This is a genomic window from Ruegeria sp. AB5 (assembly GCF_056542645.1).
Window position 1 is genome coordinate 211,793 of record NZ_JBQGAE010000005.1, and the last position, 17,840, is coordinate 229,632.

Sequence of the window (17,840 nt, forward strand, 5' to 3'; positions counted from 1 at the left end):
AACGGAGAGAGCATATGGCTGCCCAGAACGGAAAAGACCTGTTGGTCAAAGTGGATATGAACGGCACGGGCCTGTTCGAGACCATCGCGGGCCTGCGCGCCACGCGGATCAGTTTCAACGCGGAAAGCGTCGATGTCACCAGCCTGGAAAGCCAAGGTGGGTGGCGCGAGCTTCTGTCGGGGGCGGGGGTCAAGTCGGCTTCGATCTCAGGCTCAGGCGTGTTCAAGGATGAAGGCACGGATGAGCGGGCTCGTCAGCTGTTCTTTGACGGTGAGACGCCCGGTTTTCAGGTGATCATCCCGGATTTCGGCATCGTCGAAGGCCCGTTCCAAGTCAGCAGTATCGAATATGCGGGCTCGCATAACGGTGAAGCGACCTATGAGATGAGCATGGCAAGCGCCGGTGCGCTGAGCTTTACGGCGCTCTGATGGCCAATCCGTGGACGGGCGAGGTGGCGTTGACCATCGATGGGGAGCAGCGGGTGCTCAAACTGACATTGGGTGCCTTGGCGGAGTTGGAGCAGGAGCTGCAGGCGGGGTCTCTGGTCGAATTGGTGAAGCGGTTTGAAGGCGGGGCCTATTCCAGTGGGGATGTTCTGGCCTTGCTGGTCGCCGGCTTGCGCGGAGGAGGGGCGCAGGTGACCCGCGATGACCTGCTGCACGCCGAGATCAAAGGCGGGCCGATGGCGGGGGCCAAAGCCGCCGCCGAGTTGCTGGCGCGGGCCTTCATGGTGCCCGAGTGAGCGGGTTCGATTGGCATGTTCTGATGCGGGCCGGGTTCCTCGGCTTGCGTCTGACGCCGGATCAGTTCTGGCGTATGACCCCAGCTGAGCTGCGGTTGATGCTGGGGCAGGACGCTGGGATGCCGACGATGAACCGGGCCGGGCTGGATGCGCTGCTGGCTGCCTATCCGGATAAGACACAAGGAGAGCGTGATGACGGATCGTGAGGGGTTTGGCGACCTGCAGGAGCGAGGAGAGGCGCTGGGCGACGCGCTGGGCGACGCCGCAACCATGGCGTCGGCGTTTGACAGCCAGATGAAGCGGATCAGCGCGGCTTTTGAGGAGACCGGCAAGGATGTTGCCACTCTGGAGCGCGGCATGTCGGGCGGGTTACGCAAGGCGTTTGACGGCGTGGTGTTGGACGGGATGAACCTGTCGGATGCGCTGGACGTGCTGAAGAACTCGATGATCCGCACGGCTTTTTCGGCGGCGATCAAGCCGGTGACAGATCATTTTGGCGGCATGCTGGCCAACGGGGTTGGCAGTCTGGTGCAGGGCATTCTGCCCTTTGCAGATGGCGGCAGTTTTTCACAGGGCCGTGTGATGCCGTTTGCCAATGGCGGAGTCGTCAGCGGCCCGACCATGTTTCCGATGCGCGGCGGCACCGGATTGATGGGCGAGGCGGGCCCCGAAGCGATCATGCCGCTCGCGCGCGGTGCCGATGGCAAGCTGGGTGTGCGGACACAAGGCGGCGGGCGCGCCGTGAATGTCGTGATGAACATCTCAACGCCGGACGTGCAGGGGTTTCGTCGATCTCAGGGCCAGATCACGGCGCAGATGAGCCGCGCATTGGGCCGCGGAAATCGCAACAGATAAGGGGAGCAGAGAATGAATTTCCACGAGGTGAGATTTCCGGCCAGCCTGAGCTTTGGCTCGGTTGGCGGTCCCGAACGACGCACGGATATTGTGACGCTGGCCAACGGGTTCGAGGAACGCAATACCCCCTGGGCGCATTCGCGCAGGCGCTATGACGCCGGGTTGGGTATGCGGTCATTGGATGACATTGAAACGATGATCTCGTTCTTTGAGGCGCGGCAAGGCCAGATGTTTGGATTCCGATGGAAAGACTGGTCAGACTATAAATCCGCCGCCGCAACAGCCGAAATTGACAAGGGCGATCAGGTCATTGCACGAGGTGACGGAGAGCGCATTACCTTTCAGCTTGTGAAGATCTACTTGTCGGGCGGTGTCAGCTATGTGCGCCCGATTGCCAAACCGGTATTGGGCAGTGTGCGTCTTGGCTTGGATCAGGACGAACTGCGCGACGGAGTCGATTTTGAAGTTGATGTGACCAGCGGGCAGGTCACATTTGCTGATCCGCCGCCGGAACAGGTTGAGATCACCGCCGGTTTCGAATTTGACGTGCCGGTGCGCTTTGATACCGACAAGATCCAGACAAGCGTGGCAAGTTTTCAGGCTGGGGATGTGCCGAACGTACCAGTGGTCGAGGTGCGGGTCTGATGAACGGAGATGCACAGGCGCTACAGGATCATCTGGCAAGTGGCTTGACTACTGTTTGCCGATGCTGGGCAATCACACGCTCAGATGGGCAGGTGTTCGGCTTCACCGATCACGACAGGGAACTGGCCTTCGACGGGCTGACCTTCAAAGCCAGCACCGGTTTGACCGCAACAGCAATCGAGCAGGCAACGGGGCTGTCGATCGACAACACCGAGGCAATGGGCGCGTTGTCCGATGCTTCGGTACGCGAGGATGATATCGAGGCAGGTCGATTTGACGGGGCCGAGGTACGTTCCTGGCTGATCAACTGGGCGGAACCAGAGCTGCGCGTGCTTCAGTTTAGGGGTTCAATCGGCGAATTGCGCCGGGCAGGGGGGGCGTTTCACGCCGAATTGCGTGGGTTGACCGACCTGCTGAACCGCCCGCTAGGGCGTATCTACCAAAAACCCTGTACGGCGGTTCTGGGGGATCGGTCCTGTCGGTTCGACACAACGCTCGCCGGCTATCAGGCCTACGCTGAAGTCACCGGCATCGACAGCACAACGTCGCTTCAACTGCAGGGCGGGAGCTCGTCAGAAGAGGCCTGGTTCGAACGGGGGCGACTGGATGTCAGCTCGGGCTCTGCCATTGGGCTTTGGGGGGCGATCAAACAAGACCGTCGGACCGACGACGGGCGCGAGATCACCCTGTGGTCCGGCATCGGCGGTGGATTGGCCGTAGGTGATCGGGTCAAACTGACTGCCGGCTGTGACAAGCGCATGGAGACGTGTCGATTGAAGTTCAACAATTTGCTGAACTTTCAGGGTTTTCCGGATCTGCCCGGCGAAGACTGGGTGATGGCGGTGCCCAAGAAAGGCAACGCGAACGGAGGTGGAAGCAGACGATGACGATTTGCAGGCAGGATATCGTGGACACGGCGCGCGCTTGGCTGGGTACGCCCTATGTCCATCAGGCCTCGGTTCGCGGCGCGGGCACGGATTGTCTGGGCCTTTTGCGCGGTGTCTGGCGCGAGGTGATCGGGCACGAGCCCGAAGCTGTGCCGGTTTACAGCATGGACTGGTCTGAACCCCAAGGCGAAGAACGCATGTGGGCGGCGGCGCGACGCCATCTGGCCGAAAAACCTTTGGCCCGCATGATGGCGGGCGATGTTTTCTTGTTCCGGATGCGCGACAGCAGTGTCGCAAAACATCTGGGCATCGTCAGCAGCACAGGAGATGTGCCGCGTTTCATTCATGCTTATTCCGGACATGGCGTGGTCGAAAACGCCCTGAGCGATCCCTGGCGTCGCCGGGTGGTCGCCTGTTTTGAATTCCCGTTGGAGGGGCACTGATGGCTACGATTCTTCTTTCCGCAGCAGGGGCCGCCTTGGGGGGCTCGATCGGGGGCACGGTTGCCGGCCTGTCAACTGCAATTGTCGGACGCGCGGTAGGGGCCACATTGGGGCGTGTGATCGATCAACGGATCATGAGCCAGTCGGTCCTGGGCGGCGGCAGTGAAGTTGTTGAAACCGGTCGAATGGATCGTTTTCGGTTGACCGAGACCGGCGAAGGTGCACCGGTTGCCACAGTCTTTGGACGTATGCGCGTGGGGGGGCAGGTGATCTGGTCCTCGGATTTTCTGGAAACCCGGACGTCGAGCACTCAGTCTGCGGGCGGAGGTGGCAAAGGATCACCCAAACCACCCGAGGTGACAACGACCAGCTACAGCTACTCGATCTCGCTTGCCATTGCTGTGGGTGGTGGTGAAATCGCCGATGTTTCGCGCGTCTGGGCAGACGGGGAAGAACAGGAGCGCGCTGGGCTCAATTTCCGGGTGTACACCGGAACGCGGGATCAACTTCCCGACCCGCTTATCGAAGCGATTGAAGGTGCAGGCAACGTGCCCGCCTACCGGGGTACGGCTTATGTGGTGATCGAGGATTTCCAGCTTGCCTCGTTCGGCAACCGGGTTCCGCAGTTTTCCTTTGAGGTCGTGCGTCCGACCCAGCCGGATATGCCGGATCACGCGCAGGACCTGAGCCAGATCGTTCAGAGCGTTGCCTTGATGCCGGGCACCGGTGAATACGCGCTGGCCAGCACGCAGGTGAACTACTCAAAACAGCGTGGCAGCACCTGGGCCGCAAATGTCCATTCAGCCTCGGGTGAACCGGATCTGATTGCCTCGACGCGGGCGCTGGAGCGCGAACTGCCGAGTTGCAAAGCGGCTTCGCTCATCGTTTCCTGGTTTGGAAGCGATCTGCGGTGCGGCGAGTGTCAGATCAAGCCAAAGGTTGTTCGCGACGACATAGATGGCAAGAACATGCCTTGGCTTGTTTCTGGCGAACATCGCGGCGTCGGGCGGCGGTTTTTCCAGAACAGTTTCTGGAGAAGACAGGGTCAGGAGCAGGGAACGGCAGACGTCGTGCCCTACCAAAACGAACGGCCGGTCTATGGCGGCACTCCGGCTGATGATGCGGTTGTGCAGGCTATTCAACACCTGAAATCCCGAGAAAAATCAGTTATGTTCTATCCGTTCATCCTCATGGAGCAGTTGCAGGAGAATGGTTTGCCCGACCCGTGGTCGGATGGGGATCAACCCCATCTGCCCTGGCGCGGTCGGATCACGCTGGATGTGGCCCCCGGGCGTGACGGATCGTCCGATCAGACAGCGGCGGCTGACGCACAGGTGGCGGCATTTTTCGGCTCGGCGCAAATTGGCGACTTTGTGGTCCGAGACGGACGTGTTGACTATGAAGGCCCGCAAGACTGGGGTCTGCGTCGTTTCATTCTGCACTACGCAAACCTTTGCAAACTTGCAGGCGGCGTGGCTTCTTTCTGTATCAGTTCGGAAATGCGCGGCCTGACCCAGATCCGCGGCCTGAGCGGTTTTCCAGCGGTCGAAAAACTGCGTGCACTGGCGGCTGATGTGCGCCAGATTCTGGGACCTGATACCAAGATCGGATATGCTGCAGATTGGAGCGAGTATTTCGGCTATCAACCCGCCGGAACCGGGGATCGGTTCTTTCATCTCGATCCACTCTGGGCCGATGACAACATCGATTTCATCGGTATCGACAACTACATGCCTCTGTCCGATTGGCGCGATGGTGAGGATCATCAGGACGCCGAGGCCAGGTCAATTTACAATCTGGATTATCTGCGCGCCAATATCGAAGGCGGCGAGGGGTATGACTGGTACTATGCTTCACACGAAGAGGCAGACGCTCAAATTCGAACTCCGATCGAAGACAGCAGTTATGATGAGCCTTGGATCTGGCGCTATAAGGATCTGCGCAACTGGTGGTCCAACTGGCACCATGAACGGGTCGATGGTGTTCGTCAGGAAAACCCGACCGCCTGGGTGCCCGGGTCAAAACCGATTTGGTTCACCGAACTGGGCTGCGCCGCAATCGACAAGGGCACCAATCAGCCCAACAAGTTTCTGGACCCCAAATCTTCGGAATCGAGCGTGCCGTCCCATTCGAACGGCTTGAGGGATGACTTTATTCAGGTGCAGTACCTGACGGCGATGTTGGGCTATTGGTCCGAACCAAAAAACAACCCCGTCTCCGAAATCTATGGCGGCCCCATGCTGGACATGTCCAACGCCTATGTCTGGGCCTGGGATGCCCGTCCTTTCCCCACGTTTCCGAACCTGCGCAGTCAGTGGGATGATGGCGAGAATTATGCTCGGGGCCATTGGCTCAACGGGCGTTCGGGGTCGCGAACGCTGGCGTCGGTGGTGACCGAAATCTGCCATGGGGCAGGGGTCACGGATATCGATGTCTCACAGCTTTATGGGGTTGTCCGGGGATATGCGATTGAAGATGTCGCGGACGCGCGCTCGGCGCTGCAACCATTGATGCTGAGATACGGGTTTGACGCGATCGAGCGCGACGGCGTTCTGCGCTTTCAGATGCGCAACGGTGTAGGGGCTGTCGCGCTGGAGGCAGATCATCTGGCGGTCAGCCCCGATCTGGATGGCACCGTGGAGTACCGCCGCGAGGCCGAGGCCGAAATGACCGGTCGGGTCCGGTTGCGGTTTGTTCAATCGGATGCGGATCACGATCTGATCGCGGAAGAGGCCGTTCTGCCGGATGCGCGAACCCATGCTGTTGCCGTCAACGAGATGCCGCTGTCCATGACCCGCGCGGAAGGGCGCCAAACAACAGAACGCTGGCTCAGCGAAGCGCGAGTGTCCCGGGATACCGTTCGCTTTGCCTTGCCTCCGTCCCTGATGCATCTGGGGGCCGGTGATGTGGTGCGACTGTCAGAAGATGACGCCGGCGCGCTTTACCGGATCGATCGTCTTGAAAAAGCAGACCTGCAACTGGCCGAAGCCGTGCGGATCGAGCGGGGCATCTACACTGCGAACGGGTTGCAGGACGACCCGGTTGCAGAGAAGCCATTCCAGGCCCCTGTTCCCGTTGTGCCAATCTTTCTGGACTTGCCACTGATCACGGGGACCGAAGCACCGCACGCACCGTATCTTGCGGTTTCTGCGGACCCCTGGCCCGGCAGTGTTGCCGTCCACGCGTCGGCCAGCGACGAGGACTATGCGCTGCGCGATGTCATCACGGGTCAGGCGGTTATGGGATATACGGAAACACCTCTGCGCCATGCAGCGACAGGCATTTGGGACGAGGGCGGAGCGCTGCGGGTCAACCTGATCGACGGTGTTCTCGAATCCCGCCCGCGCGCCTCGTTGTTGAATGGGGCCAATCTGGCTGCCATTGGTGACGGAACGCCGGGGAATTGGGAACTGTTTCAGTTTTCAGAGGCCACATTGCAAGAGCAGGGGGTCTATAGCCTGTCCGGTCGTCTGCGAGGGCAGTTGGGCACGGATGCTCTGATGCCCGAGGCCTGGCCCGAAGGGTCGACTTTTGTTTTGCTGGACGAGCGTGTCGTGCAAACCAGCCTGTTGCCAAGTGAACGTCGCGTCGCCAGACACTATCGCATTGGTCCAGCCACTCGGGGCTATGATGACCCGTCTTTCGAGTATCTGGTCGAGGCCTTCGACGGCAATGGGCTTCGACCCTACGCGCCTGTTCACTTGAAGGTGTCTTCAAACGACAACGTCGACGCGTTCTCATGGATACGACGCTCGCGTATCGACGGAGACGATTGGGCTGCACTGGATATTCCCTTAGGCGAGGAAAGTGAATCCTATCTGATCCGCGTGCGTGCCGGTGGTGTGGTGTTGCGCGAGGCAATCGCGACCGAACCCCATTGGGACTACACGCCCGCAATGAAGGCAGCAGATGGTCTGGCCGGAGGTTTCGACGTTGACGTGGCTCAGATATCGGCCACATACGGACCTGGGCCCGCCGCCCGGATACGGATCGTATAGGCATAATACGCTGGGTCTTTTACGGTGACGTTAGCGCTGCGACACCGGCCTTGTCGGGCGTGGCGCAGCGCGACCGGTAGTCCTTGTGTATCGAAATTCTGGTCGAGGCCGAGCTGGTCGGACTGCATGTCTGGTGCACCGGACATTCTCATTCCGGCTGCGGCGACGGTTTCTGATGGCGGCGGCCCGCGTTCGGTCGCTGGCCGATGAACCAGACTTTGAAGACTGTGATCATTGTCGGTGTTTCGAACTGGTTCTGCGTCACCGGATCCGATTTCAGGTCAACCGGACGCGCAACTGACACATTTGCTGGCCGCAAAGTCCAAACGCAGACGCCCCTCGGGGATTTCATCGCCGCAGTCCTTGCAATAGCCGTACTCATCTTCCTCAATGCGTCTCAGCGCAGCCTGAAGGCGGCGGGTCTCGAGATCGCGATTGGCCTGTTGCGCCTTCGCCATTGCCTGGTTCTGTAGCGCATCCATCCGGCTGAGGCGACCGACCGCTTGCTGGTCCAACTCGACGATGGATTGCGCCTCTTGTGCCAGGGCAGATTGCTGTGCCAACTCTGCCAGTAGCTCGCGTATTTGTGTCTGGAAATAGGTGCGCTTGGACTCATTCATTTTGGTTAAGATGCCGATCACGGGTTTGCGTTTGGTGTTTTTCCCACTAAATGGCATTCTAGGCGCAGCAAAGGATCAAAAGCCATGTTTGAAAAGCGCAGCCACGTTACCCCTGTCGATCCGGTGTGGAACCGTATCACGACCGAGGCACATGCCGCAGTAGAACAAGAGCCACTGATGGGTGGGCTTGTGCACGCCTGTGTCCTACATCATCGCAGTCTTGAGCGTGCTCTGTCCTATCGGATTTCGGCCAAACTGTGTTCGAACGAGATGTCGATGATGGTGCTGCGCGAGATCGTGGATGAGTCCTATGCCGACGATCCCAGCCTGATCGAGGCCGCGCGGGCTGACCTGATGGCCGTCTATGAACGCGACCCGGCCTGCCACCGTCTGTTGCAGCCGATCCTTTATTTCAAGGGCTACCAGGCGATGCAGGCCTATCGCGTCGCGCATTGGCTTTGGCGCAAGGGTCGCCATGATCTGGCCTATTTTTTCCAGATGCGATCATCCGAGATTTTCGGGATCGACATCCACCCGGCCGCCAGGATCGGCAAGGGCATCATGATCGACCACGCGCATTCCATTGTCATTGGTGAGACCGCGGTTGTTGGCGACAACGTCTCGATGCTGCATTCCGTGACGCTGGGCGGCACCGGAAAAGAAGAAGAACAGCGCCATCCCACAATCGGCAATGGCGTCCTGATCGGAGCCGGTGCCAAGGTATTGGGCAATATCGAGGTTGGCCATTGCAGCCGCATCGCGGCGGGATCAGTGGTACTTCAGCCTGTCCCGCCCTGTAAAACTGTCGCTGGCATCCCCGCGAAAATCGTGGGCGAGGCGGGATGCGACCAGCCCTCGATCTCGATGGATCATATGCTGGGCAAAGATCAGTAACTCAACAAAAACCAAAGCAAAGGCCGCCCCGGAAATCGAGGCGGCCTTTGTCTTTCCAAAATCATTTGGCCTAGGCCAGCATGACCATCGGGTTTTCAAGATTGTCGACGATGGCCTGCAGCAACTCTGCCCCAAGCGCGCCGTCGATAACCCGGTGGTCGACCGACATTGTGACCGACATGACGGTCGCAACAGTAAGCTCTCCGTCATCACCAACGACCGGCTTTTTGACACCCGAACCAACCGCCAGAATACCGGCATGCGGCGGGTTCACGATGGCGTCGAAATTGTCGATGCCAAACATGCCGAGGTTCGAAACCGCAAAGGTGCCGCCCTGATATTCATGCGGCGCCAGCTTGCGCTCGCGGGCGCGGGCAGCAAGGTCCTTCATTTCGGTCGACAGGGCCGACAGGGATTTGGTATCGGCATCCTGCAGAACCGGCGTGAAAAGGCCCCCTTCGATTGCGACTGCAACGGCCACATCCGACGGTTTCAGTTGCAGCACGCGATCGCCTGCCCACACAGCATTGCAGGCGGGCACCTGTTGCAACGCGTTGGCGACGGCCTTGATGATAAAGTCGTTCACGCTGAGCTTCACGCCCCGGCCTTCCAGCTGCTTGTTCAGTTGGCCCCGGAACTTGAGCAACGCGTCCAGCTTGATATCGCGGCGCAGGTAGAAATGCGGGATGGTCTGCTTGGCTTCGGACAGGCGTGCCGCAATGGTCTTGCGCATGCCATCGAGCTTGATTTCCTCGAATTCGCGACCCTCGTACATGCGGGCCACCATATCCGCAGAAGGGCCAGCCGGAACGGGCGCCGCCGGGGCTGGTGCTGCAGCGGCGGGGGCAGCAGCCGGAGCCGATGCGGTTGCGCCTTCGACGTCGGCCTTGACGATACGACCATGCGGGCCGGAGCCGGCGATCTGCGTCAGGTCCAGACCTTTTTGTGCGGCAATTCGACGAGCGAGGGGTGAGGCAAAGATACGACCACCGTCCGCTTTGGCAGGCGCTGCCGGGGCAGGGGCGGGCGCCTCGGATGCCGCTGGCGCGGCGGCCTCGTTGCCCGCAGCGGCGGGGGCCGCATCGGGAGCTTTGGCAGGTGCAGCTGCGATATCATCCGCGCTTTCACCATCTTCCAGCAGAACTGCGATGGCGGTGTTGACCTTGACCCCTTCAGATCCTTCAGGGATGAGGATTTTGCCGATGGTGCCTTCGTCAACGGCCTCAAACTCCATCGTGGCCTTGTCGGTCTCGATCTCGGCCAGCAGGTCACCGGAGGAGACGGTGTCGCCCTCTTTGACAAGCCATTTTGCAAGTGTGCCTTCCTCCATCGTCGGGGACAGGGCAGGCATCAGGATTTCGGTGGGCATCTCAGCGCTCCTCAATCAGAGTAATTTGGTCAAAGGGCGCCTTGGGGCGCCCGGTGCCGCGTGCGAGGGTCGCAATCGCAGCCTCGATTTTATCGTTGTTCTCAGCCATCCAGACATAGGCGGTCTGGTGAGAGGGGCGCGCACCGATCAAACGCATATCCGCCGCCAGCCGTTCGGGCACAAGCGCCCTTACGGTCCGGTCGCCGAGATTGATCTCGACACGGTAGCATTCGGTTGCTGGATCGCGGCCCCTGATCTCCATTACCGGTAGGTCACCTGTTTGACGGCAGCGATCACCTCATCCGTGGTGATCAGGGCCAGCTTTTCGAGGTTCGCGGCATAGGGCATCGGAACATCCTTGCCGGTGCAGTTGATGACGGGCGCGTCGAGATAGTCGAACGCCTCCTGCATCACGACCGAGCTGATGTAGCTGCCGACCGAGCCTTGCGGCCAGCCTTCTTCGACGGTCACGAGACGGTTGGTTTTCATCACCGAGTTGATGATCGCGCCGGTATCCATCGGGCGGATGGTGCGCAGGTCGATCACTTCGGCGCTGATGCCGTCCTCGGCCAGTTTGTCGGCGGCCTCCAGCGCGTATTGCATGCCGATGCCGAAGCTGACGATGGTCACGTCCGAGCCTTCTCGCCAGATGCGAGCCTTGCCCAAGGGGATGGCCAGGTCTTCCACCTGTGGCACATCGAACGAGCGGCCATAGAGGATTTCGTTTTCCAGGAAGATCACCGGATTGGGGTCGCGGATCGCAGATTTCAGCAGGCCTTTGGCATCGGCTGCCGAATAGGGCATCACAACTTTCAGGCCGGGGATTTGCATGTACCACGCCGCGTAGTCCTGAGAGTGCTGCGCACCGACGCGGGCGGCGGCACCGTTGGGGCCCCGGAACACGATGGGACAGCCCATCTGACCGCCGGACATATAGAGCGTCTTCGCGGCCGAGTTGATGATCTGGTCAATCGCCTGCATGGCGAAGTTGAAGGTCATGAACTCGACAATCGGTTTCAAACCACCAAAGGCCGAACCCACTGCAATACCAGCAAAACCATGTTCTGTGATCGGGGTGTCGATCACGCGCTTGGCGCCGAATTCATCCAGCAGGCCTTGCGAGATTTTATAGGCGCCCTGGTACTCGGCGACTTCCTCGCCCATCAGATAGACATCTTCGTCGTTGCGCATTTCCTCGGCCATCGCATCGCGGAGCGCTTCGCGGACGGTTTCGGACTTCATTTCGGCATCAGCAGGCCAGTCGGGCGACAGGTCCACCACTGGCGCCGCGGGAGCAGCGGCAGGAGCGGGGGTCTCAACCGCCGCAGGGGCGGCCTCGGCCACCGCTGCAGCTGCGGGCGCAGCCGCAGGCAGGGCGGAGGCGTCTTCGCCTTCTTCCACGAGGACGGCGATGGGGGTGTTCACTTTCACACCCTCGGTGCCCTCGGCGATCAGGATCTTGCCGACAATGCCTTCATCGACGGCTTCGAACTCCATCGTGGCCTTGTCGGTTTCGATCTCGGCCATGATGTCGCCCGAGGATACGGTGTCGCCTTCCTTGACCAGCCATTTGGCCAGCGTGCCCTCTTCCATCGTGGGCGAAAGGGCGGGCATGAGAATTTCGGTTGCCATGTCTTATTCGTCCTCTCAGGCGTAGATATCTGTCCAGAGCTCGTCCAGCGACGGCTCAGGGCTTTCTTTAGAGAATTCGGCGGCCTGGTTGACGACCTCTTTGATCTCCTTGTCGATCGCCTTCAGGTCATCCTCGGTCGCGTGTTTGCCAGTCAGCAGCAGCTCGCGCACATGTTCGATCGGGTCGCTTTGCTCGCGAACCTTCTGAACCTCTTCTCGGGTACGGTATTTGGCCGGATCCGACATCGAGTGGCCACGGTAGCGGTAGGTTTTGACTTCAAGGATGTAGGGGCCTTTGCCGGACCGACAGTGGGCAACGGCTTTTTCGCCTGCGGCTTTGACCGCCAGAACATCCATTCCATCGACCATTTCACCCGGTATCCCGAAGGCTTGGCCGCGATGGTAGATGTCAGCCGACGAGGTCGAGCGCGCCTGCGCTGTGCCCATGGCATACTGGTTGTTTTCGATCACGAAAACCACCGGCAATTCCCAAAGGGCCGCCATGTTGAACGTCTCATAAACCTGACCCTGGTTGGCGGCACCGTCGCCGAAATAGGTGAAGGTCACGCCGCCGTTCTCTTTGTACTTGTCAGCAAAGGCCAGACCGGCGCCCAACGGGACCTGAGCACCAACAATGCCGTGGCCGCCGTAAAAATGCTTCTCTTTCGAGAACATGTGCATCGAGCCGCCTTTGCCTTTGGACAGGCCGCCCTCACGCCCGGTCAGTTCGGCCATCACGCCGCCCGGGTCCATGCCACAAGCCAACATATGGCCGTGGTCGCGATATGAAGTGATGCGCTTGTCGCCTTCCTTGGCTGCGGCCTCAAGCCCGACAACAACCGCTTCCTGTCCGATATAAAGATGGCAGAAGCCGCCGATCAGACCCATACCGTAAAGCTGGCCGGCCTTTTCCTCGAATCGGCGGATCAGCAGCATTTCGCGGTAGTAGGTTTTGAGTTCTTCCGCAGAAACGTTTGGTTTCTTTGTGGTTTTTCGCGCGGCCATCGTGGCGATCTCCCCCTTTCGGACAGATAGTTTAGCGTTAAACTATCTTTTAGTGTATTTCGGGTGATCTGGCGAGTGTTAATGTGACGCAGCGTCCGTGTGCGCAAATCCCGGCCGCGTGCATGCTATCAAAGGCGTGAAGTTTGTGATTTCATGACATGCTTTGGTCAGCGATCTCAGCGGATGACGATCTCATCCGCGCGGATCATGCCCAGAACCGAGCGGGCCTGTTGGTCCAGCAGGTCGAGATCCAGAAAAGTGTCCGAAAGACGTCTGGTCAGGTTTTCCATCTCAGCGATCTCGGCTTCAAGATTGGCCAGATCGCGCGACAGGGCATCCCGTTCCGCCGAAATCTCGACCCGCCGAAACAGGCCATAGTCTCCTTGCACGGCGGCGAAGGTGAAATACACACCCAGCATGAAAGCCACCGAAAAGAAAAAAACTGCGCCCAAACCGGGCCGATGGGAACGGGACACTCTGTTGACCGCCGTATGAAGTCTGCCTCAAGAACGGGCCCTTTGTGGGCCTCTGAACACACTATGTCACAGGTGATTCGGGATGTGAATCCCCTGATTCGCAAAATTGCGTGGTTGAGTCAGATTGTCTCGCGGCGCGGGGTTGAGCGCGCCGCGATGATCACTGCTCCAGTGCCGCGACGCCGGGCAGGGCCTTGCCCTCCATCCATTCCAGAAAGGCGCCACCAGCGGTCGAGATATAGGAAAAGTCGCGCGCCGCGCCTGAGGCGTTCAAGGCAGCAACCGTATCCCCGCCACCCGCGACCGAGATCAACTGACCCGCGCGTGTCAGTGCCGCGGCTTTGAGCGCGGCGGCGTTGGTAGCGGCGTCAAATGGCTCCAATTCGAACGCGCCGAGCGGGCCGTTCCAGATCAAGGTCTGGCTTTTTGCAAAGATTTCGGTGATTGCAGCGACGCTTTCCGGACCAGCGTCCAGGATCATCCCGGTTTCAGTGCATTGGTCTGCGGGCAGGACCTGATGCGAAGCATTGGCTTCGAACTTTTCTGCGACGACGACATCAATAGGCAGCACGATGGTGCAGCCGGATGTTTCGGCCTTGGCGAGGATCTCTGCGGCGGTGTCCTTCATCGCGGTTTCGGCCAGCGATTTGCCGACATCAACACCCTTGGCGACAAGGAACGTGTTCGCCATACCGCCGCCGATGACCAGATAGTCCACCTTATCGATCAGGTTGCCCAACAGCTCCAGCTTGGTCGACACTTTCGCGCCACCAACAACGGCTGTTACAGGGCGTTTAGGCGCGCTCAGAGCGCCCTCCAGCGCCTCAAGCTCGGCCTGCATCAGGCGACCGGCGCAGGCGGGCAGCAAACGGGCCAGCGCCTCGGTCGAGCTATGGGCGCGGTGCGCGGCCGAGAACGCGTCATTGCAGTAGACATCGCCCAGACGCGCCATGCCAGCGGCCAGATCCGGATCGTTCTTGGTTTCAGCCGCGTGGAAGCGGGTGTTTTCCAGCAGCAGCACGTGACCGGGCTGCAGAGCATCGGCGGCCAGTTCAGCCTCAGTGCCCACGCAATCAGCGGCGAACAGGACCTTCGCGCCGAATGCAGACTCCAAGGTCGGGACAAGTTGGTTCAGCGACAGGTTTTCGCGTCGCTCACCGCCGGGACGGCCGAAATGGGCCAGCAGGATGGGTTTGCCACCAGATGCCAGGATGTGCTGCACCGTTGGGACAATGCGCTGAATGCGGGTGGCGTCCGTCACAACACCGTCAACGACCGGCACGTTGATGTCCACGCGCACCAGCACGCGTTTGTCGTTCAGATCCATATCGTCCAGTGTTTTCCAGCCCATCGTGTGATCCTCGCCCTTTGATACCCGCTTGGGCGGTTCTTTTCCTGCATTTTGCCGTCAGGTCAATGCGTCACTTGGCATTCACGCGCTTGGCGCATAGGTATTTGCGCAAGATAAACGACAGGAGGGCCAGATGGCCGAGATCAAGGATCCCGAAAACACAATCATCATTGAGCTGACAGGCGGCAACGTTGTCATCGAGCTGCTGCCCGACGTAGCACCCTTGCACAGCGCCCGGATGAAGGAACTGGCCCGCGGGGGCGAGTATGACAACGTGGCCTTCCACCGTGTGATTGACGGCTTCATGGCCCAGACCGGCGACGTTCAACACGGCGATATGGAAGACGGGTTCAACATTCGCATGGTGGGCACGGGTGGCTCGTCGTTGCCGAACGTTCCGGCAGAGTTCTCGAAGCTGCCACATGACCGAGGAACTCTGGGCGCGGCGCGGTCGCAAAACCCGGACTCGGCAAACTCGCAGTTTTTCATCAACTTCAAGGACAACCACTTTCTGAACGGCCAATACACTGTCTACGGGCGCGTTATCGACGGGATGGAGCATGTGGACGCTATTGTACGGGGCGAGCCGCCTGCGAGCCCGGACCGCATGATCAGCGTCAAGGTGGCAGCAGATGCGTAAGCTGGCCGCCGCATTTGCCCTGTTGGCCAGCCCCGCGCTGGCAACCGGGCTGCAGATCGAGGTTGAGGGTGATGCCAACGGGACAATCACTGTCGACTTGTTCGAAGACGTCGCGCCGCAGCACGTCGAGCAAATCACGGCGCTCGCCAATGCCGGGGAATATGACGGGGTTGTGTTCCATCGGGTGATTGATGGGTTCATGGCCCAGACCGGCGATGTACAGTTCGGCAACCAGACCAAGGATGGGTTCAACGTGTCTCAGGCCGGTCGCGGTGGTTCGGATCGCCCCGATCTACCCGCCGAGTTTTCGGACATCACCTTTGACCGGGGTGTTGTGGGTATGGCGCGGGCGCAGAACCCGAACAGCGCGAACTCGCAGTTCTTCATCATGTTTGAACCGGGCCCGTTTCTGGATGGCCAGTACACCGTTGTCGGGCAGGTTACGGACGGGATGGATGTGGTCGACGCAATCAAACGCGGAACGGGCCAGAACGGCTCGGTCGTGGGTCAGCCGGACGCGATGAAAAAGGTCACTGTGACCGAGTAGGAAAAAGCCCCGGCGCAGGCCATGCGCCGGGGCCGTCTCTGAGGGTGCAGGATCAGTCGTCGCCCATCATTTTCCAGATCACAGCGCCAAGGGCTCCGCCGATCAGCGGGGCGACCCAGAACAGCCAAAGCTGTGCCAGGGCAGGCCCATCCGCAAACAGAGCCACGCCGGTTGAGCGTGCCGGGTTGACCGAGGTGTTGGTCACCGGAATGGACACCAGATGGATCAGTGTCAGCGCCAGACCAATGGCGATCGGGGCAAAGCCCGCAGGCGCTCCGCTGGATGTGGCCCCCAGTATGATCACGATGAAAAAGGCGGTCAGAACGATCTCGATGATCAACGCGGACATCATCGAGTATCCTTCGGGTGACGCTTCGCCATACCCGTTCGAGGCAAAACCACCGACACCTTCAAAACCCGGTGCGCCGCTTACGATCAGATACAGTACAAGTGCCGCCGCAATCGCGCCGATCACCTGTGCAGCCCAGTAGGGCAGCAGGTCCTTGGCCGGAAACCGACCGCCGATCATCAGGCCCAGACTGACCGCCGGGTTAAAATGCCCGCCCGAGATGTGACCCACGGTATAGGCCATGGTCAGAACGGTCAGGCCGAAGGCGAACGATACGCCCAGCCATCCGATCCCCACATCCGCCACACCGGCGGCCAGAACTGCGCTGCCGCAGCCGCCGAGAACAAGCCAGAATGTGCCGAAAAATTCAGCCAATAACTTTGATGACATTGAATGCCCTCCAAAAAACCATGGAGTTGAGGGTAATTCAAAAAATGCGTTTTGTTAAATTGTGCGATTGGGGACGCCCGCAAGCGCGGGCATCACCGCGCTCAGTGCCACGCGACGGGATCAAGGCGAAACAGGTTTGACAATTGGTCGTAAACTTCTGGCTCACTGGCTTTCAACGCGGCAGGTCTTTCAAAAAACACTTCGACAGACACCGCGAAAAACTCTTCGTGGCCTGTCGCGCCATAGGGGTCGATCACCGTGGCGCGGCCGTGCTCTACAGCGTTCACATGCGCGTCATAGGCAGCAAGAAAAACACGTTCCCAATCGCTGTAGCTTTGGCCGGCCCCCAGCACGGGGACCCCATTGGTGCCGCCAGACAAATCATCGATCTGATGCGCAAACTCGTGAAAGACGACGTTTTGCCCGTCATGATCATTCAGCGCGCCTTTTCTGCTGTGTGCCCAGGACAGGATCACCGGCCCGCGATCCCAGCTTTCGCCTGTGCGCACAATCTCTTTCTCGGTGACGACATAGCCGCTGCGCCTTTGTTGCCGGGACTTGAACGCGTTGGGGTAGATCAGCACCGTTGTCAGGTTGTCGTACCACGTATCCGAATTGACGACGAGCAGGCAGGCCTGAGCGGCAATGGACAGGCGCATCTCATCCGTTACGTCAAGACCATCGCAACCATGAAAGCTCACCTGTTTCAGAAACAGGTTGATCTTGCCATCCAGTTTCGCGCGAAGATCGACGGGCAGGCGCCCAACAATTGGAACCTGAGTTTCGATGATGCGGTGTTTGTCCGCGCTAAGCGGCGTGGCCAACAACGCAGCGCGCGCCTGTTTCTTGGACCAGCTCCAGTAAAACACCGCGCCGATCACCAACACCAGAAGGGCAAAAAACATCCACATGAAAAGAGCTTAGCTGGATCAAGCCTGCCTTGGAACTGGAATCGGTGCATACCCGGTTTTTACAAAAAAAACGCCGCAGGGGGGTT

Annotated in this window: 20 protein-coding genes; 11 read left to right on the top strand and 9 right to left on the bottom strand. The window is 59.8% G+C overall.

The window, feature by feature from the left end:
- The first annotated feature begins 14 nt into the window (after positions 1 to 14).
- Genes ACR0L4_RS11755 through ACR0L4_RS11790 form a run of 8 tightly spaced genes read left to right on the top strand, consistent with a single transcriptional unit; the run spans position 15 to position 7,570 of the window.
- Positions 15 to 428: a phage major tail protein, TP901-1 family gene (locus ACR0L4_RS11755; RefSeq protein ID WP_170374021.1), complete on the top strand. Its 414-nt coding sequence runs from the start codon at positions 15 to 17 to the stop codon at positions 426 to 428.
- Positions 428 to 742 (top strand): gene transfer agent family protein, encoded by a 315-nt coding sequence (locus ACR0L4_RS11760; RefSeq protein ID WP_480513116.1) that lies wholly within the window; start codon positions 428 to 430, stop codon positions 740 to 742. Before ACR0L4_RS11755 ends, ACR0L4_RS11760 begins: the two co-directional genes overlap by 1 nt.
- A complete protein-coding gene (locus ACR0L4_RS11765; RefSeq protein ID WP_480513118.1) occupies positions 739 to 948 on the top strand; it encodes a rcc01693 family protein in 210 nt (69 codons plus the stop codon). The genes ACR0L4_RS11760 and ACR0L4_RS11765 overlap by 4 nt, the downstream gene beginning before the upstream one ends.
- On the top strand, positions 935 to 1,597 hold the full coding sequence (locus ACR0L4_RS11770) for a phage tail tape measure protein (RefSeq protein ID WP_480513120.1): 663 nt from the start codon (positions 935 to 937) through the stop codon (positions 1,595 to 1,597). The genes ACR0L4_RS11765 and ACR0L4_RS11770 overlap by 14 nt, the downstream gene beginning before the upstream one ends.
- A gap of 12 nt (positions 1,598 to 1,609) precedes the next feature.
- Positions 1,610 to 2,242, top strand: a complete 633-nt coding sequence (locus ACR0L4_RS11775) for a phage distal tail protein, Rcc01695 family (protein ID WP_480513122.1) — start codon at positions 1,610 to 1,612, stop codon at positions 2,240 to 2,242.
- Positions 2,242 to 3,129, top strand: a complete 888-nt coding sequence (locus tag ACR0L4_RS11780) for a DUF2163 domain-containing protein (protein WP_480513124.1) — start codon at positions 2,242 to 2,244, stop codon at positions 3,127 to 3,129. The genes ACR0L4_RS11775 and ACR0L4_RS11780 overlap by 1 nt, the downstream gene beginning before the upstream one ends.
- Positions 3,126 to 3,572 (top strand): NlpC/P60 family protein, encoded by a 447-nt coding sequence (locus ACR0L4_RS11785; RefSeq protein WP_170750813.1) that lies wholly within the window; start codon positions 3,126 to 3,128, stop codon positions 3,570 to 3,572. Before ACR0L4_RS11780 ends, ACR0L4_RS11785 begins: the two co-directional genes overlap by 4 nt.
- Positions 3,572 to 7,570 carry a baseplate multidomain protein megatron gene (locus ACR0L4_RS11790; RefSeq protein ID WP_480513126.1) on the top strand — a complete coding sequence of 1,333 codons (3,999 nt, stop codon included), beginning with the start codon at positions 3,572 to 3,574 and terminating at the stop codon, positions 7,568 to 7,570. The genes ACR0L4_RS11785 and ACR0L4_RS11790 overlap by 1 nt, the downstream gene beginning before the upstream one ends.
- Positions 7,571 to 7,851: 281 nt before the next feature.
- Here ACR0L4_RS11790 and ACR0L4_RS11795 read toward each other — a convergent pair whose 3' ends face one another.
- Positions 7,852 to 8,190, bottom strand: a complete 339-nt coding sequence (locus tag ACR0L4_RS11795; RefSeq protein WP_480513128.1) for a TraR/DksA family transcriptional regulator — start codon at positions 8,188 to 8,190, stop codon at positions 7,852 to 7,854.
- Between the two features lie 84 nt (positions 8,191 to 8,274).
- Between ACR0L4_RS11795 and cysE the strand changes: the two genes are divergently transcribed.
- Complete coding sequence (gene cysE, locus ACR0L4_RS11800; protein ID WP_170750807.1) at positions 8,275 to 9,084, top strand: serine O-acetyltransferase; 810 nt, start codon at positions 8,275 to 8,277, stop codon at positions 9,082 to 9,084.
- Between the two features lie 70 nt (positions 9,085 to 9,154).
- Here cysE and ACR0L4_RS11805 read toward each other — a convergent pair whose 3' ends face one another.
- The 6 genes from ACR0L4_RS11805 to ACR0L4_RS11830 form a co-directional block, all read right to left on the bottom strand.
- Entirely contained in the window at positions 9,155 to 10,453 is a 1,299-nt protein-coding gene (locus ACR0L4_RS11805) for a pyruvate dehydrogenase complex dihydrolipoamide acetyltransferase (protein ID WP_480513131.1), read from the bottom strand.
- Between the two features lies 1 nt (position 10,454).
- The gene (locus tag ACR0L4_RS11810; RefSeq protein WP_480513133.1) at positions 10,455 to 10,715 is read right to left on the bottom strand and encodes a hypothetical protein; all 261 of its coding nucleotides are present in this window, start codon (positions 10,713 to 10,715) and stop codon (positions 10,455 to 10,457) included.
- Entirely contained in the window at positions 10,715 to 12,085 is a 1,371-nt protein-coding gene (locus tag ACR0L4_RS11815) for a pyruvate dehydrogenase complex E1 component subunit beta (RefSeq protein WP_480513135.1), read from the bottom strand. The genes ACR0L4_RS11810 and ACR0L4_RS11815 overlap by 1 nt, the downstream gene beginning before the upstream one ends.
- Positions 12,086 to 12,100: 15 nt before the next feature.
- The gene (gene pdhA, locus ACR0L4_RS11820; RefSeq protein ID WP_480513137.1) at positions 12,101 to 13,090 is read right to left on the bottom strand and encodes a pyruvate dehydrogenase (acetyl-transferring) E1 component subunit alpha; all 990 of its coding nucleotides are present in this window, start codon (positions 13,088 to 13,090) and stop codon (positions 12,101 to 12,103) included.
- A 176-nt stretch (positions 13,091 to 13,266) separates the two neighbouring features.
- Entirely contained in the window at positions 13,267 to 13,566 is a 300-nt protein-coding gene (locus ACR0L4_RS11825; RefSeq protein ID WP_480513139.1) for an FtsB family cell division protein, read from the bottom strand.
- Between the two features lie 160 nt (positions 13,567 to 13,726).
- Positions 13,727 to 14,917 carry a phosphoglycerate kinase gene (locus tag ACR0L4_RS11830; RefSeq protein ID WP_480513141.1) on the bottom strand — a complete coding sequence of 397 codons (1,191 nt, stop codon included), beginning with the start codon at positions 14,915 to 14,917 and terminating at the stop codon, positions 13,727 to 13,729.
- A gap of 133 nt (positions 14,918 to 15,050) precedes the next feature.
- Between ACR0L4_RS11830 and ACR0L4_RS11835 the strand changes: the two genes are divergently transcribed.
- Both ACR0L4_RS11835 and ACR0L4_RS11840 read left to right on the top strand, forming a co-directional pair.
- A complete protein-coding gene (locus ACR0L4_RS11835; protein ID WP_480513143.1) occupies positions 15,051 to 15,557 on the top strand; it encodes a peptidylprolyl isomerase in 507 nt (168 codons plus the stop codon).
- Positions 15,550 to 16,104, top strand: coding sequence for a peptidylprolyl isomerase (locus tag ACR0L4_RS11840; RefSeq protein ID WP_170750791.1), 555 nt, complete (start codon positions 15,550 to 15,552; stop codon positions 16,102 to 16,104). Before ACR0L4_RS11835 ends, ACR0L4_RS11840 begins: the two co-directional genes overlap by 8 nt.
- Before the next feature lie 52 nt (positions 16,105 to 16,156).
- Here ACR0L4_RS11840 and aqpZ read toward each other — a convergent pair whose 3' ends face one another.
- Complete coding sequence (gene aqpZ, locus ACR0L4_RS11845) at positions 16,157 to 16,843, bottom strand: aquaporin Z (RefSeq protein ID WP_480513145.1); 687 nt, start codon at positions 16,841 to 16,843, stop codon at positions 16,157 to 16,159.
- Positions 16,844 to 16,944: 101 nt separating this feature from the next.
- Positions 16,945 to 17,754 carry a M90 family metallopeptidase gene (locus tag ACR0L4_RS11850; RefSeq protein ID WP_480513147.1) on the bottom strand — a complete coding sequence of 270 codons (810 nt, stop codon included), beginning with the start codon at positions 17,752 to 17,754 and terminating at the stop codon, positions 16,945 to 16,947.
- Positions 17,755 to 17,840 lie beyond the last annotated feature (86 nt).